The organism is Plantibacter sp. CFBP 8798, assembly GCF_014841195.1.
Lineage (GTDB): Bacteria > Actinomycetota > Actinomycetes > Actinomycetales > Microbacteriaceae > Plantibacter > Plantibacter auratus.
The window spans coordinates 154,005-168,755 of record NZ_JACYTS010000001.1; the positions used below are offsets into that span (position 1 = coordinate 154,005).

Annotated in this window: 18 protein-coding genes; 8 read left to right on the forward strand and 10 right to left on the reverse strand. The window is 69.3% G+C overall.

Annotated elements, in window-relative coordinates:
* Positions 1–163 precede the first annotated feature (163 nt).
* The gene (locus tag IFU30_RS00730; RefSeq protein ID WP_192003979.1) at positions 164–556 is read left to right on the forward strand and encodes a (deoxy)nucleoside triphosphate pyrophosphohydrolase; all 393 of its coding nucleotides are present in this window, start codon (positions 164–166) and stop codon (positions 554–556) included.
* A gap of 18 nt (positions 557–574) precedes the next feature.
* Here IFU30_RS00730 and IFU30_RS00735 read toward each other — a convergent pair whose 3' ends face one another.
* From IFU30_RS00735 to IFU30_RS00745, 3 genes are all read right to left on the reverse strand, one after another.
* On the reverse strand, positions 575–1,450 hold the full coding sequence (locus tag IFU30_RS00735; protein ID WP_192003980.1) for a hypothetical protein: 876 nt from the start codon (positions 1,448–1,450) through the stop codon (positions 575–577).
* A 109-nt stretch (positions 1,451–1,559) separates the two neighbouring features.
* A complete protein-coding gene (locus IFU30_RS00740; RefSeq protein WP_192003981.1) occupies positions 1,560–2,393 on the reverse strand; it encodes an SIP domain-containing protein in 834 nt (277 codons plus the stop codon).
* A 63-nt stretch (positions 2,394–2,456) separates the two neighbouring features.
* The gene (locus IFU30_RS00745; RefSeq protein ID WP_192003982.1) at positions 2,457–3,935 is read right to left on the reverse strand and encodes an MFS transporter; all 1,479 of its coding nucleotides are present in this window, start codon (positions 3,933–3,935) and stop codon (positions 2,457–2,459) included.
* A gap of 136 nt (positions 3,936–4,071) precedes the next feature.
* On the opposite strand from IFU30_RS00745, the gene IFU30_RS00750 reads away from it, so the two are divergent.
* A complete protein-coding gene (locus IFU30_RS00750; RefSeq protein WP_158596626.1) occupies positions 4,072–4,707 on the forward strand; it encodes a uracil-DNA glycosylase in 636 nt (211 codons plus the stop codon).
* 99 nt (positions 4,708–4,806) lie between these two features.
* Positions 4,807–5,019 (forward strand): hypothetical protein, encoded by a 213-nt coding sequence (locus IFU30_RS00755; protein WP_192003983.1) that lies wholly within the window; start codon positions 4,807–4,809, stop codon positions 5,017–5,019.
* A gap of 72 nt (positions 5,020–5,091) precedes the next feature.
* Here IFU30_RS00755 and IFU30_RS00760 read toward each other — a convergent pair whose 3' ends face one another.
* From IFU30_RS00760 to IFU30_RS00770, 3 genes are all read right to left on the reverse strand, one after another.
* Positions 5,092–6,549: a catalase gene (locus tag IFU30_RS00760; protein ID WP_079704299.1), complete on the reverse strand. Its 1,458-nt coding sequence runs from the start codon at positions 6,547–6,549 to the stop codon at positions 5,092–5,094.
* A gap of 115 nt (positions 6,550–6,664) precedes the next feature.
* Entirely contained in the window at positions 6,665–7,111 is a 447-nt protein-coding gene (locus IFU30_RS00765; protein WP_192003984.1) for a Fur family transcriptional regulator, read from the reverse strand.
* A gap of 158 nt (positions 7,112–7,269) precedes the next feature.
* A complete protein-coding gene (locus IFU30_RS00770) occupies positions 7,270–7,881 on the reverse strand; it encodes a TetR/AcrR family transcriptional regulator (protein WP_064294065.1) in 612 nt (203 codons plus the stop codon).
* 119 nt (positions 7,882–8,000) lie between these two features.
* Here IFU30_RS00770 and IFU30_RS00775 point away from each other — a divergent pair, with 119 nt between their 5' ends.
* Together IFU30_RS00775 and IFU30_RS00780 are read left to right on the forward strand one after the other, a co-directional pair.
* Entirely contained in the window at positions 8,001–8,774 is a 774-nt protein-coding gene (locus IFU30_RS00775; RefSeq protein WP_192003985.1) for a lysophospholipid acyltransferase family protein, read from the forward strand.
* Positions 8,775–8,885: 111 nt separating this feature from the next.
* Complete coding sequence (locus IFU30_RS00780; protein ID WP_192003986.1) at positions 8,886–9,806, forward strand: hypothetical protein; 921 nt, start codon at positions 8,886–8,888, stop codon at positions 9,804–9,806.
* Between the two features lie 10 nt (positions 9,807–9,816).
* On the opposite strand, the gene IFU30_RS00785 is transcribed toward IFU30_RS00780, so the two are convergent.
* The gene (locus IFU30_RS00785) at positions 9,817–10,899 is read right to left on the reverse strand and encodes an alpha/beta hydrolase (RefSeq protein ID WP_161578587.1); all 1,083 of its coding nucleotides are present in this window, start codon (positions 10,897–10,899) and stop codon (positions 9,817–9,819) included.
* A gap of 194 nt (positions 10,900–11,093) precedes the next feature.
* Between IFU30_RS00785 and IFU30_RS00790 the strand changes: the two genes are divergently transcribed.
* Both IFU30_RS00790 and IFU30_RS00795 read left to right on the forward strand, forming a co-directional pair.
* Positions 11,094–11,267 carry a CsbD family protein gene (locus IFU30_RS00790; RefSeq protein WP_064294062.1) on the forward strand — a complete coding sequence of 58 codons (174 nt, stop codon included), beginning with the start codon at positions 11,094–11,096 and terminating at the stop codon, positions 11,265–11,267.
* A 96-nt stretch (positions 11,268–11,363) separates the two neighbouring features.
* Complete coding sequence (locus IFU30_RS00795) at positions 11,364–11,627, forward strand: GlsB/YeaQ/YmgE family stress response membrane protein (RefSeq protein ID WP_079003747.1); 264 nt, start codon at positions 11,364–11,366, stop codon at positions 11,625–11,627.
* A 297-nt stretch (positions 11,628–11,924) separates the two neighbouring features.
* On the opposite strand, the gene IFU30_RS00800 is transcribed toward IFU30_RS00795, so the two are convergent.
* From IFU30_RS00800 to IFU30_RS00810, 3 genes are all read right to left on the reverse strand, one after another.
* Entirely contained in the window at positions 11,925–12,476 is a 552-nt protein-coding gene (locus tag IFU30_RS00800) for a type 1 glutamine amidotransferase domain-containing protein (RefSeq protein ID WP_124767818.1), read from the reverse strand.
* Positions 12,477–12,585: 109 nt separating this feature from the next.
* Positions 12,586–13,536 (reverse strand): G5 domain-containing protein, encoded by a 951-nt coding sequence (locus tag IFU30_RS00805; protein WP_192003987.1) that lies wholly within the window; start codon positions 13,534–13,536, stop codon positions 12,586–12,588.
* Between the two features lie 88 nt (positions 13,537–13,624).
* Positions 13,625–14,569, reverse strand: coding sequence for a J domain-containing protein (locus IFU30_RS00810; RefSeq protein WP_079704305.1), 945 nt, complete (start codon positions 14,567–14,569; stop codon positions 13,625–13,627).
* Between the two features lie 5 nt (positions 14,570–14,574).
* On the opposite strand from IFU30_RS00810, the gene IFU30_RS00815 reads away from it, so the two are divergent.
* Entirely contained in the window at positions 14,575–14,742 is a 168-nt protein-coding gene (locus IFU30_RS00815; protein ID WP_192003988.1) for a hypothetical protein, read from the forward strand.
* Positions 14,743–14,751 lie beyond the last annotated feature (9 nt).

The window sequence follows — 14,751 nt, forward strand, 5'->3', positions numbered from 1 at the left end:
CGATCGCTGTCAGTCTGGCACGCACCACCGACCACAGCACCGCCGCGGGACGCAGGCTGTCGTCAGCCGAGGGGGAGCTCTCTGTGGAGCGGCGTCGGGCGTCCTCGATCCCGCGTCCCCTAGCCTGGACAGCGACCACGACGCCACGGGACGGGAGCGCATGATGACCACCACGATCCAGGTCGTCGCGGGTGTCGCCTCACAGGACGACACCGTGCTCGCATGTCGGCGGGCACCCGGGCGGGCGTCCGGAGGACTGTGGGAGTTCCCCGGCGGCAAGGTCGAGGCCGATGAGCAGCCGCAGGACGCGCTGGCTCGCGAGCTGCTCGAGGAGCTCCACGCCGACGTCGCTGTGGGCGCACTGCTGGACCGTTCCACGGTCGCCGTGGGCGAGCTCGTCATCGACCTCGCCTGCTACGAGGTCGTCTTCCGCGGTGCGCCCCCGACCCACAGCACCGATCACGACGAACTGCGCTGGGTCACGCGCGAGCAGCTCGGCGAACTCGACTGGGCGACCCCCGACCTCCCGATGGTCAGGAGACTCACCGCGAGTTGACCCCGGAGACGCGGCGTGTCAGTCGGCCGCGTGGAGCGGAATGCGCGCGAGCGTGCGCCCGCTCAGCACGAGATCGTCGTTGGTCGAGGTGATCGCCAGCTCGGTGACCGTCCACTCGAACAGGGTCACGTCGCGCCAACGCTCGAGGAATGCGGCGAGCGCCGCGGTCTCGGCAGCGTCGAGCTCATCGCGGAAGTGGTGCAGGCCCACCCCGACGAGCGGTGCTGGACGCCCGCCGACGGCCCGCTGGATGGGGGCGAAGGCGTCCGCGACGGCGGGGAGGTAACAGCGTCCGCGGTTGAAGCCGCCGATGACGGGGCCCGCCAGCCTGACCCGGAAGGGCGTGAACGCGCCGACGCTCGTCCGCAGCCCGTCGAGGAACCCGGAGTCCGCGTCGATGGACGAGAGCGTCGCGTGCAAGCGGTGGGCGCGTCGGAGCTCGATGCCTCGGGCGAGTTTGGGGGCGAAGGGTGCCGAGGCGAGATCGGCCTCGTAGCTCAGGAAGATCGGATCGACGAACAGTCGTTCGATCGGGACGGGGACGACGACCGCCAGGCGCGCCTCGGCATACCGCCCGCCACGGTAGACGCCGTCAGGGCTTGCGTCGAGCGCGAGCGGGTGGTCGGCGTCGATCAGGGGGAGCTGGGCGTACCGGTAGCGCTCGTCGAAGGTCAGGGCCTCACCTGGTCGGAAGGTGGAGCGGACGACGTCCCAGCTGCGGAGGGCGTCGTGCGAGTGCGACGACGTGTCCGCAGCCCTCGTGGCCGTTTCGGGGACATCGACCTCGAACGCCCGGTCGGCGGATCCGCCGGTCACCGTCCGGACCAGACCCGTCGCGACACCGGTCGGCAGCGCGCCGATCGTGTTTCCGGTCGCACCGGCGGGAGAAGGCATGTCGTGAGGTTAGTGGAGCCGTCAGCCCAGCGCGTCGGGGACACCCCGAATTCGGGCGATCGACCCAATTCACCGCGCGGTCGACGCGAACGCCGACACCGGCGGCCGATCAGTGCGCCTTGCCGGCCTTCCAGTAGCCGCAGAACATGACACGGTCCTTCGGCATGCCACCACGGACCCAGAGCCGACGCACGTTCGCGGCCAGAGACTGCTCACCGACCACCCACCCGTAGCACGGGGCGGGCGGCACGCCGAGGGCCGTCGCGGCGGCCAGCGCCGCTCGTCCAGGGACGTCGTGCGGATCCTCTCGGACCACCCATCGCAGCTCGACCCCGTCCGGCACTCGCACGTCCTGCGCGTCGGCCGCGGACGGGATCTCGACGATCGCCGTCCCGACGGTCGACGCCGGAAGCGATGTCAGGATGCCTGCGACGGCGGGGAGTCCGGTCTCGTCCGCGACCAGCAGCACCCGGTCGAGGTCCGCCGGGAGGTTGAACATGCGCCCCTCGTCCAGCAGCGCCACAGCATCGCCCACCTCGCATGACTGGGCCCAGCTCGCCGCGGGCCCCGCAGTCCCCTCGGCGGCCGACCCGTGGATGACGAAGTCGATGTCCAGCTCCGGCCCGTGGGGGCCGTCGCGCCGGAAGTCCCGCACCGTGTAGTTCCGGAGCACCGGTCGCACCGACTTGGAGATCGCGAGGTACTTAGCGTAGGCCAGCATGTCGAGCTTGGTCGGCAGCCGCTCGAGCCCGCCCTCGGAGACCGGGATGAAGAACCGGAACCACTGGTCGTAACCGAGGAACGTGAAGTCGGCGATGTCACCGCCACCGAGGGTGACCCTGGCGATGTTGGGCGAGATACGCGAGCGGCGGACGACCCGCAGCGTGAGGAGTGTCGCCGCCTCGGGTTTGATGCGCGCCGTCTCGGCATTCGTGCGAGCCACTCGAGCCCCTTCCTCCGGCGGCTCCGACGGCCGCGACTGAGGCTACCCTAACTCAGGTCACCCTTACTTGGAGGATCCGGGTGCGTCGGCGGCGACCTTCCGCGAACGGGTGTCGAGCAGCGCGAAGACGAGCGCCACGACCACGAAGCCGATCGTGACGAGGGTGCTGTTGCGATACGCGTCGTGATAGACGTCGAGCGAGGCCCCCGACGCATCGCCGCCGTTCTCCGAGTACACGGTCGCGTAGAAGGTGGCCGTCGCGGCGGCGAGTCCGACCGCGGTGCCGATGCGCTGGCCGAGTTGACCGATCGATCCGGCGACACCACCGGAGGCCACGGGGATGTCCGCGAGCATCAGCGTCTGGTTCGGAGAGATGACCGCGCCGCCGCCGATGCCGGCGAGCAGCATCGCGGCACCCATCGCGTACGGCGTGATCTCCGGGGGCGTGATGAAGGCGAGGAGCGAGTTGAGACTGAACCCCACCACGACCAGCACGAGCCCACCGACGACCAGGGGACGTCCGAGTCGGTCGACGACCCGACCGCTCAACCACGAGCTGACGGCCGAGGCGAGGGCGAACGGGATCGTGATCATGCCCGCGAAGACCGGCTCGAGCCCGAGCCCCTGCTGCACGAACAGCGTGAGCGTGAGGAAGGTGGCCGGCATCGCCGCGAAGTACGTCGTGGAGATCAGGACGCCGTTGCGGTAGCTGCCGAGCTTGAACAGGGAGAAGTCGACGACGGGTGTCTTCCCGGCGCGTTGATAGCGACCCTCCCACCAGGCGAAGAGGCCGGCGAAGACGGCGAACGCGACCAGCAACCACCAGCGCGCCGGGTCGTCGCCCGGAGAACCGGTCGTCAGGACGAACGGCAGCATGAGCGACAGCACGGCGAGACCGAGGAACACGATGCCCACCGGGTCGAGCGATCCGGCACCCGCCTCGTGCGGCTGCTGCTTGGGCAGCAGTCGGGCGGCGATCGGCAACAGGACGATCGCGAGCGGGACGTTCATCCAGAAGAGCAGGCGCCAGCCGTCCTCCGGGCCGCCGATGGCGATGAGCAGACCGCCGAGCGTCGGTCCGAACGCCGTCGAGAGGCCGATGATGGCTCCGAAGAGACCGAAAGCGCGGCCGCGCTCCTTCCCCACGAACAACTGCTGGATGAGCCCGATGACCTGCGGCATCAGCAGACCCGCGGCGATGCCCTGGAGGATCCGCCCGCCGATGAGGATGCCGACGCTCGGTGCGACGGCGCAGGCGAGACTGGCCGCCCCGAACACGCTCAGGCCGATCATGAACATGCGACGCCGCGAGTGCAGGTCGCCGTAGCGCCCGGCGGGCACGAGGATCAGACCGAAGGCCAGGGCGTACCCGGCGACGATCAGCTGCAGGGCGGTCGGGCCGGCGTCGAGCGCCTCCTCGATCGACGGCAGTCCGACGTTGACCTTCGAGAGGTCGAGGATCGTGAGGGCGGCGACCGACACGCAGATGGCGAACGCGCGCCACTTCGTCCGGTCGTCGGGGGCGGTTCGCTCGTCAGTCATCCTGGCCAGCCTAGGCCCGCGTCAACCCGGTCCACCCCGGCTTGACGGGCGCGGATCCGCCGTCCTGTGCAGCATCTTCACCCTCAGAACCGGCTCAGACGATGACGGGGCAGCCGTCACGGGCTACGCTCGGAAGATGCATATGGATGCCCCTCGCGGGCTGCAAGACCCCGACGAACTGGCCGAACGACACCGCATGCTGGCCGAGTCGCCGGCACTCGCGCCGCTGCGCGACTGGTCGGACGCGATGATGACCCGCCGAGGACGGCGGCAGGCGGACCTCGTCCTCCCGCTCGTCGACCCGGCCGATGCGGCCGTCAACGCGAAGACACTGATCCTCCTCGACGCCCCGGGGACCCTGGCCCCCGACAGCCTCGACGCCCCGGGATCCGGCTTCGCCTCGGTCGACAACGACGACCCGATCGCCGAGAGCCTCTGGAATCTGCGGAACGACATCGGCTTCGACGACGTCATGGTGTGGAACATCGTCCCGTGGTACCTGAGCGCCGGGCGGAAGAAGCCGAACGCGCCCGAGGTCGCTCAGGGAGCGATGGAACTGCGTGCCCTCCTGCCCCTCCTCAAGAACCTGCGCGTCGTCGTCCTCTGCGGACCCCACGCCCAGGACGGTTGGTGGAAGCACGTCGAGCCCCTGCTCGGCAACACCTACAGCGCCTTCAACGCTCCGCACCCCTCGCCGTTGTCCCTGAAGCAGCCGGGTCGTCGTGAGGAGATCGAGAAGGTCTTCGCCCGCGCCAAACAGGTCGCCGGCTGATCACACACCCTCGTTCCGCAACCCCCTCGCCCGTCGGGCGAGGGGGTTGCGTGCATCCGAGGCCTCGTTAGGGTCGATGGACGAGGAGAGGAGCATCACATGGACATCGGCACCATCGTCATCCTCGCCGCGCTCGTCCTCCTGGCGATCGCGGCCGTCTGGTACGTGTCACGGCGAGACCGCGCCGCGCGCTCGGCCGACGAACACCATTCGCACGACAACGACGCGGAGGTCGTGCGCGAACGCGCGAGAGGCCTGGCCGAAGGCACCGGCGGCGTTCCGCGCCGTGGTGGCGGCCCGATGGGCGTCTGAGCCCACGAGATCGCAGAAACGGTCGCCATCCGCGAAGGATGGCGACCGTTTCCGCGTGTTCGGCGGTGAGCTCTAGACGAGCGGCGGGAGGCCGGCTGCGACGCGCGCGCCCAGCGTGCCGTCGACGGCGGTCCAGTAGGCGATGACCCGCGCACGGAGCTCGGGGCGCGTCACCTTCGAGACGTGGCCGATGATGTTGCCGACGAGACGGTCGCGGGCGGCGTCGTCGAGCACCTCGCGCACGAGGGTCCCGGCCTGGCCGAAGTCGTCGTCCTCGGCGTGCAGCGTCGCGGCTGCCCGCACGAGCTCGCCGTCGGACTGCCAGCCGTTGGATTCAGCGGCACGCGCAGGGTCGGCGTGGGCGCCACCGACCGAGTTGGGTGCGTAGACCGGCGCGTCCGCGTCGTTGAAGGTGTAGCGCATGGCGCCTTCCTTCGAGTACGTGTGCACCGGCGCGTGCGGCGCGTTGACCGGCAACTGTGCGTGGTTGGTGCCCACGCGGTATCGGTGTGCGTCCGCGTAGCTGAAGATGCGGGCCAGGAGCATCTTGTCGGGGCTCGCAGCGATTCCGGGGACGAAGTTCGACGGCGCGAAGGTCGCCTGCTCGATCTGCGCGAAGTAGTTCTCCGGGTTGCGGTCGAGGGTCATCTTGCCGACCTCGATGAGCGGGTAGTCGCTGTGCGGCCAGACCTTGGTGAGGTCGAACGGGTTGAAGCGGTAGCCTGCGGCGTCGGCGTAGGGCATGACCTGCACGGAGAGCGTCCAGCTCGGGTGCTCCCCTCGCGTGATGGCCTCGGAGAGGTCGCGGATGTGGAAGTCGGCGTCCTCGCCGGCGATCTGGTCGGCCTGGTCCTGCGTGAGGATCTCGATGCCCTGGTCGGTCTTGAAGTGGTACTTCACCCAGAACCGCTCGCCTGCGGCGTTGACCCACTGGTAGGTGTGCGACCCGAAGCCGTCCATGTGGCGCCAGGAGCCCGGCAGACCGCGGTCGCCCATGAGCCAGGTGACCTGGTGCGCGCTCTCGGGGGAGAGCGTCCAGAAGTCCCACTGCATGTCGTGGTCGCGCAGGTGCGAGCCCGGGAGACGCTTCTGCGAGCGGATGAAGTCGGGGAACTTGATGCCGTCGCGGATGAAGAACACCGGCGTGTTGTTGCCGACGAGGTCGTAGTTGCCCTCGCTCGTGTAGAACTTCAGCGCGAAGCCACGGGGGTCGCGCCAGGTGTCGGGGCTGCCCTGCTCACCGGCGACGGTGGAGAAGCGTGCGAGCATCTCGGTCTCGACGCCCGGCTGGAACAGCGCGGCGCGCGTGAACTGGGAGACATCGCCGGTCGTGACGAACCGTCCGAACGCACCGCCGCCCTTGGCGTGGACGACGCGCTCCGGCACTCGTTCGCGGTTGAACTGCGCGAGCTTCTCGACCAGGTAGTGGTCGTGGAGCGCGATCGCTCCGTCTGCGCCGACGCTCTGCGAATGCTCGTCGCTCGCGACGGGTGCTCCGCTGTTGGTGGTGGTGTAGCTGGTCTCGGACATGTCTCTCCTCGAGGGTGGGGCTGGTCGGACGGTCGGATGGATTCAGCACTGCCACCTTGTCGGTGTCAGCTGACGATCGGCATGGAGGTGCCGTCGAGTGGTCTGTGGAACGGTGTCAGGCGACATCCGCCTGGCACGCGGGGCATACTCCCCAGAACGTGATCTCGGCCGTGTCGATGACGTACCCAGCCGTGTCGTCGGGGTGCATGCATGGTGCCGCACCCTGCGTGCAGTCGACGTCGACCACGGCGCCGCATGAGCTGCACACCAGGTGATGGTGGTTGTCGTCGACGCGCAGCTCGTACCGGCCGGGATGGCCGTCCGGTTCAATCCTGCGCACGAGGCCGGCCGCGACGAAGGCGTTGAGCACGCTGTACACGGCCTGTGGGGAGGTTTGCGGGGCTCGCGGCTTCAAGGACGCGACCACCTGCTCCACGTCGGCGTGCGGTGTCCGGGCGAGGATCTCGAGGACGGCGAGGCGTCCCGTTGTCACCCGCAGCCCGGCTGCCCGGATCTTCGTGTTGAAGTCGAACGCCGCCGACTCCACCTCCGATCCGTTCATGCAGCCACCGTACCGAGTTGTTTTGAATTAGTCAAAATAAGGACTTCCCCTCCGCGTTGTCCCGCAGCCACTCCAACTCTAATATCAGATATGAGTGATGGACCGGTGGACACCGCCGGATGTGGAGAGATCCCGATCACGGCCGGGGGAGTGCCGTGCTACAGCTCGACGGTCAACAGCGGCCGCAGCGAACGTCGGGTCTCCTCGGCCATGTCCACCGAATCACGATCGAGCAGCCACTGCAGCTGGAGACCGTCCATCATCGCGATGAGCATGCGTGCCGCGCTCGCGGGCTCGACGCCGGCCACCAGCTGGCCCTCGCGCGCCATCACCTCGAAGGAGACGGTCATCCCGTCGATCAACCAGCTGTACCGCCGGACGAAGTGCTCGTGCGCCGGGTGGTCCGGTGAGGTCGCCTCGGCGGACAGCACGCAGTGGAGCTCGACGAGACCGGGGACGCGCATGTTGTGCTCGACGAGGCGGAGGAGCCCGCGGATGCCTTCGATGCCGCTCCCGATCTCGATGCCGGACTCCTCGCGATCCCGGTCGTCCCGGAAGTCGAGGATCGCGGCGAGCAGGTCGTTCTTGGTCGAGAAGTGGTGGAGGAGGCCGGCCTGGCTCATGCCCACGCGCTCCGCGACCTCACGGAGCGATCCACTGCGGAACCCCTGCTCGGCGAAGACGTCCATCCCCGCCTCGAGGATCTCCCGACGTCTTGCCGCCGTCTTGGCGTAGCTGCCGCGGGAGCGGCCCGTCTGCGTCACCGTCATCCTGCGATCGTATCGGGCGTGAGGACCGCCGGAGAAGGGTTCCCGAGGCGCCCCTAGCCCGCTCCTTCCCCAGGTGTCCACCCCGGCACTTCCCCAGGTCGCTGTCGTACGGTGTCGCCATGAGACGCCGCATCGAGCCCGTGTACGACGCCGCTGTCGGTGTCGGTCGCTCCCTCTTCGGCTTCTGGCGTCTGCGCCGTCACACCACCGGCATCGAACACCTGCCCGACGAGGGTGGCGCGGTGATCGCGATGACCCACTTCGGGTACCTCGAGTTCGCACTCGTCGAGTGGGCCACCGTGCTCCACAACCGCCGCCGTATCCGCTTCATGGCCAAGCAGGGCGCCTTCGACCAGCCCGTCGTGGGCCGCCTCCTCCGGAGCATGCGGCACATCGCGGTCGACATGCGCGCCGGCGCGGCCGCCTATGCCGACGCCGTCGCAGCGCTCCGCAGCGGCGAGCTCGTCGGGGTCTTCCCCGAGGCCGGCGTCAGCGCCTCGTTCACCGTCCGCGACCTCAAGTCGGGCGCGGTCCGCCTCGCGCAGGAGGCCGGCGTGCCGATCATCCCCGTCGCGGTCTGGGGCGGTCATCGCCTCCTGACGAAGAACCACCGGGTCGGCTTCCGCGAGCGGTTCGGGGTCCCCGTGCACTTCTCGTTCGGCGAGCCGATCATCGTCGCGCCCGGCGACGACGTCGGAACGAGCACCGAGCAGCTCCGCGACCGCCTGCAGGGCATGGTCGACGAACTGCAACGCGACTATCCCGTCGACGGGACCGGGGCGTGGTGGCAACCTCGCGCCCTGGGCGGAACGGCGCCGACGCCCGCCGAGGCTGCAGCCGCCGACCTCGAACGCGAGCGCCGACGCGAGGCGCGTCGACAGACGGCGAGCTGAGCGCACGTCCGCCGCGGTCTATCCTGTGGAGGTGCCACCTCTGACCTCGACGACCCACCCAGCAGGGCATCGTCGCTCTGCCAGCCCGCGTCCCGAGCGGAGCGTGGCACCGTGAGTCGCGGGTGGAACGGCTTCGTCGCGAAGTCGACATGGCTCCCGAAGGCCTGGCGCGAACGCGCTGAACGTGCGCTCTCGGAGGACCCCTCGACGCCGGCCACACCGGACACGGACGACGCCGAGTCCGCAGCGGACCACTCGCCACGGCGCACGCCGGATCCCGCGCCGCGGACGACGCCGACGCCCCCTGCGCAGCAATCCACCGGCTCGGAGCCGCTGGACGACCGCGAGGCGAACGCACCCCGGACACCCGTCGCCGGCCCGGACGTCGACGGGGCAGCATCAGCCCGGGACCGGTCCACGACCGGCCTGGTCGACCCGGTCGCCCTCCCCGTCACCGCGTCGGCCCCGGTCGTCCCCCTGAGCGTCGCCATCACCGATTTCGAGCTCGCCGACGACTCCGTCATCGGCCCGGCGTCCGTCCTCGACAACCTCGAGCTGACGAAGGCCGCCGTAACCCGCGTCGCGTCGGCGATCCTCACGACCGAGGGCCCGATCGCCGTCCCGCGACTCGTGACCATCGTGGCCCGGCGCTTCGGCGTCGACCGACCGTCCGAGGAGTCGCGCACCGAGCTGTCAGCGCTGGTGACGGAGGCGTTCGTCGTCCAGAACGGCTTCGCCTGGCCCACCGGACTCGACGTCGTCACGTGGCGAGGCGTCCGCCGGGTCGTGCACCGTGACCACCGCGCGGTCACCGACATCAGTCCCGCGGAGATCTGCAACGCCATGGAGCTCGTGATCACCGCGAGCCCCGAGCACGAGGTCGACAGCGAGCAGCTGCCGATGCAGGCGGCGTCGGTGCTCGGCTACGGTCGCCTCGGTGAGACCGCTCGACGATGGCTCGACCTGACGCTCGCCCAGGCGGTGCTTCACGGTCGTCTCGTCGAGGACGGCGACCGCATCCGCCTCCCCTGAAGCGGGTCGTTCAGCGGACGGGCGGACCCTGCTGCCCGAACGGCAGGCTCGTGTCGGTGACGCCGTCGATGAAGGCGTCCATGCGCTGGAGGTTGAACCGGCCCTGGTCGTTGAGCAGGAACTGGTACTCGTGCTCGAGCCCTGGCCGGAAGTCCGGGTTGAAGATCATCGATTGCACGTCCACACCGAGGCCCTGGAGCTTCGCCTTGAACTCGACCGACTGCGGGTAGAGCGGATCCCAGTTGCCGACCGTGATGTACGTCGGTGGATACTTCGCCGTCAGATAGTCGACGACGGACGCGGACGCCACCTCCGGCCGGGTCTTGTAGTCGCGCGCTCCGAAGTACGACCACAGCACCGTGTCGAGGAACCACCCGAAGCTGCCTTCGGCGTTGACCAGGCTGAGGTCGTAGGCCCCGCAGGCGAGGACCACCCCGGCGAGCTGCTCCGGTTCGATCGGCGATTCGACCTTGATGGAGCTGGCGTACTCGGAGCTCGTGACCACGTTCGCGACCTGGGCGGCGATCTGGGCACCGGCGGAGTCGCCGGCGAGGATGAGCTTGGACGAATCCACGTTGAGCGCGCGAGCGTTGGCGTCGAGGTAGCCGAGCGAGTCGGCGACCTGCTCGATGGGCAACGGGTACTGACCCTCGGGCGCGATCGTGTATTCGACCGCGATCGCGGTGTACCCCTCGCCGGCCAGCACGCGCATGTAGTTGGAGATGAGTTCCTTGCTACCGGAGATCCACGCTCCACCGTGCACCCACACGATCGTCGGGAGGGCGGCACCACTGCCGCGCACCCCGTCGGGCGTGTAGACGTCGAGCAGCGCGTCCGCGTCGCCGGAGCGGTACGGGATGTCCTGTCGGACGTCGACACCGTCGGGGACGTACTTCACGAGGTCGGATTGCACGACCTTCGCCCGCTCGTCGAACGCCATGCGGATGACCATCGAGCCCGGCCACGGGGTCAGCTGCAACCAGACGAAGATCACCAACGCGATGGCGAGGATCACGCCGATGATCCAGAACATCGTGTTGCGGACGACACGCAGGAAGCGCGCGAAGCCCGAGCGAGGGGGTGCTGTCCTCAAGCGATTCACCTCCTGGCGGGTCTGGACGGCGGCGCTGCCTGACGGAACACGAACCTCCAGTCTCGCATTCGATCGGACACCGGCGGCGTCCCGGAAGTTCTTCGACGGATTTCGTGACGAATACCCGCCGAGCTGCGTCTTACCCGATGACCGGACATCATCACCGGTTTCCAACGCAGACGAAGGAGAACGCCATGAGTGCATCGGACAAGATCCAGAACGCAGCTGAGGACCTCGCGGGCAAGGCGAAGGAAGCCTTGGGCAAGGTCACCGGCGACGACAGCAAGGTCGCAGAGGGCAAGGCCGACCAGACGAAGGCCGACGCCAAGAAGGCCGGCGAGAATGTCAAGGACGCGTTCAAGCACTAGTCCTCGCGATACAGTGGCTGCCCCCGCCCACCGGCGGGGGCGGTAACACGGTCGACCGGCACCCCGTTCGATCCAGCAATCACATTTGGAGACATCATGAGTTTTCTCGGCTTCCTGCTGCTCGGCCTCATCGCCGGCGCCATCGCCAAGGCGATCCTTCCGGGCCGCCAGGGCGGCGGCTGGTTGATCACGCTGCTGCTCGGCGTCGTCGGAGCACTGCTCGGCGGCTGGCTCGGCGGCATCCTCTTCGGCGCGAACCTGCAGGAGTTCTTCTCGCTGCAGACGTGGCTCCTCGCCATCGGCGGATCGATCGTCGTGCTCCTCATCTACGGCGCACTGACCCGCAACAAGAAGGCGTAAGCGCCTCCACACAGCACTCGGACGCCCGGCCCCTCCAAGGGGTCGGGCGTTCGTGCGTGTCGGAGGGAGATTTGCGATCGCACGGTGTCCGCCGTTCCGGGGACTGTGCGACCTCCTGAGCTCTGTCAGGATGACTGATGTTTGATTTCAGTATCTGATATGAGAGGAGGTGGTCTCATGGACTTCTACCGAAAGTTGCTCGAGCTGCTCCGCGCGATCTGCGGCTGGGCCTGACCCGCACCGACGAACGCCCGGTCCACCAGGACCGGGCGTTCGTGCGTCGCGTTGCGACCGGAGTCAGGCGTGCTGGCCCTCGTGCTCGCCTTCGCCGATCTCCTCGACGAGCTTCGCGTTGAAGGCCGGGAGGTCGTCGGGCGTCCGGCTCGAGACGAGTCCCTGGTCGACGACGACCTCCTCGTCCACCCAGGATGCACCCGCGTTCCGCAGGTCCGTCTTGAGGCTCGGGTAGCTCGTGAGCTCACGACCACGGACGACGTCCGCCTCGATGAGGATCCACGCGCCGTGGCAGATCACCCCGACCGGCTTGCCCTGCTCGAAGAACGCCTTCGCGAAGGCGACCGAGGTCTCGTCCACGCGGAGGTCGTCCGCGTTGACGACGCCTCCGGGCAGCACGAGTGCGTGATAGTCGTCGGAGGAGGCCTCGGCGACCGCGACATCGACGGGCTGGACGTGTCCGTTCTTGCCGGTCACGTCCTGGGTGGCGGGAGACACCAGCCGGGCGGTCGCTCCGGCTCCGGTGACCGCCTCCCAGGGGCTCGTCAGTTCACTGTCCTCGTAGCCGTCCGTGAGCAGGAAGGCCACCTGCTTGCCGTTGAGTGCTGCGCTCATCGTCGCTCCAATCCGTCAGCGTCGAGGCACCGTCCAGCGCCTCGCCAGCGACGATACGCTCGGCTCCACATCTCGGACCCGGACTTCCGCCGAACGCGAACGGGGTTGCTCAGGCGTCGCAGGCGATACCGTCACCATCCCGATCGAGGTCGTAGACGTCGCTCCCGACGACGTACACCGGACCGGGCGTGTACGCCGGTCCGTTGCCGCTTCCCCCGGCGCAGTCGACGTCGCTGGCGATCGGAACGCACTGCCCCTCGTAGTTCGGGTCACACCCTCCACCGGCCGGATCGGCGACGGGAGCGGGAGGCGGCGGAGCGGGTTGCCGCGTCCCGACGGACGTCACCTGCGCGACCGGTTGGACCGACACGAGCTGTGCGACGAGCTCTCGAGCGATCTCGACCCCGGCTCGCGTGGTGACGCGGTAGGTGTTCGTCTGCTGCCCGGGGACGCCCGTCGTCGTCACGACGACCTGACCGACGTCGATGTTCGGGTCCTGCACCTCGGTCACCGCGAACGGGATCTCCACCACCTCGGTCACCTCGGTGACGACCTCGGTCGGGGTGGGGGTCGGCGTGGCACTCGGCTTGGCGACGGACGTCCCCTCCGGAGCCGACAACAGCGCCGCCGGACGGGGCCCGACCGGGTGGATGGCCGCGTTGGCGCTTCCGCCCACGACGACCAGGCACAGGGCGGCACCGATCACGGCGGCCGCGATCCCGCGGTTGCGGATCCCGAGGGAGGAGACGCGACCACGGACGAGCGCGACCACGCCGATGACCACGGCAACGATGGCGACGAGTGCGAGCATCGCCCAGAACGCGCCACCGACGGCGCTGACGAGCAACAGTGCTCCGACCAGGCTGAGCAGGACGATGTGGAGCGGACCGAGGCGGCGCGTCCGGGTTGCCCCGGCAGCAGCAGGGACAGCGGCAGGGACTGCGACCGGGGGAGCGGGCACGGCCGCCGGCATGCGTTGCCCACCCCAGCCGACTCCGGTCCACCATCGTTGCCGGCCGGGCTGCTCGGGATCGGGATACCAGCCTGCGGGAGAAGTCATGCCCTGATGCTGGGGCCCGGAGCACGACGGCACAAGGTCCCCGAGTGGGGCGGGAGGGGATTCCTCCCCCGCCGTGTCGGGCCGCGCGTCAGAGTCCGACGAAGCGGATGGTCTGCTGCAGGCGCGTGCGGATGTCGAACAGCTGGTTGCCGCCCATGCGGTCGACGCCCGGGAGACCGGTGCGGAGGAGGTCGGCCAGGCGGGAGCGCTCGACGAGGACCGTCACCGGATGCTTGCGACCGATGAACTCCACCGACTCCGGGGTGGCGCCGTCCGGCACGACGATGACGGAGGCCGTGAACTTCACCCGGGCCGCCTTCGCGACGGTCCGAGCCGAGCGCACAATCGACCGGACGGGCTCCTCACGAGGATCGAGCGTCTCCCCGACGACCTCTCCACGGTGCACCCGGACCGGCCCACCCCAGTCCTCCGACTTGACCGCGAAGAGGCCGGTCGGGCCGAGGACGACGTGGTCGAGCTTCGCCTCGCCCGGCGCCAGGACGTCGTGCCAGACCGTGTATCCGATGCCGAGCGTCGCCACGGTGCGCGCCGTCTGCTCCTCGGCGAGCGCGTTGGCCAACTGGTGCCGGATCTCGCGCGGAGCCGAGCGGACGAGCTTCGGGTCGTAGGGGTCGTCGAGTGGGACACCTCGGCCGACCCACTCCCGGATGAGCCCGAGGTAGGCCTCCCGCGAGTCTCCGCCGGGGTGTCCGTAGGCACGAGCGCGAGGGCGTGAGTCGGCGCGCTGCGTACCCGACCGACCAGTGGTCGACGCCGACCAGGTCGGAGCGTCGTCGTCGCCCGCGTCGGAGGACGGAACGTTGCGCCCGCGGTCGTAGGCGGCCCGGTCCTGCTCGGTTCCGACGCGCTCCCAGGCGAGCTGGACGGCGTTGAACTGCCGCGCGCTTCCGCCGAGGTCGGGGTGGGTCTCGCGCATGAGCCGTCGGTAGGCCCTCCGGAGCTCGTCCTGCGTCGCCGTCGTGCTCACGCCGAGCACCTCGTACGGGCTGGCTGAGAGTGGGCTCTCCGGCATGGAGGGTGGTCGCTTTCGTCGGCGGCGTCGGTCTGTCCGACACGGCAGACTATCGCCATCACCTGGAAGACCGCCCGAACCGGCACCCGGTCGGGGCTGTGGAGCATCGACTGGTCTCCCGCCTCACGGACGACGGCGTCCTCATCGCCCAGGCACGGTTCCACGGCGAGTAGGGCCAGCGT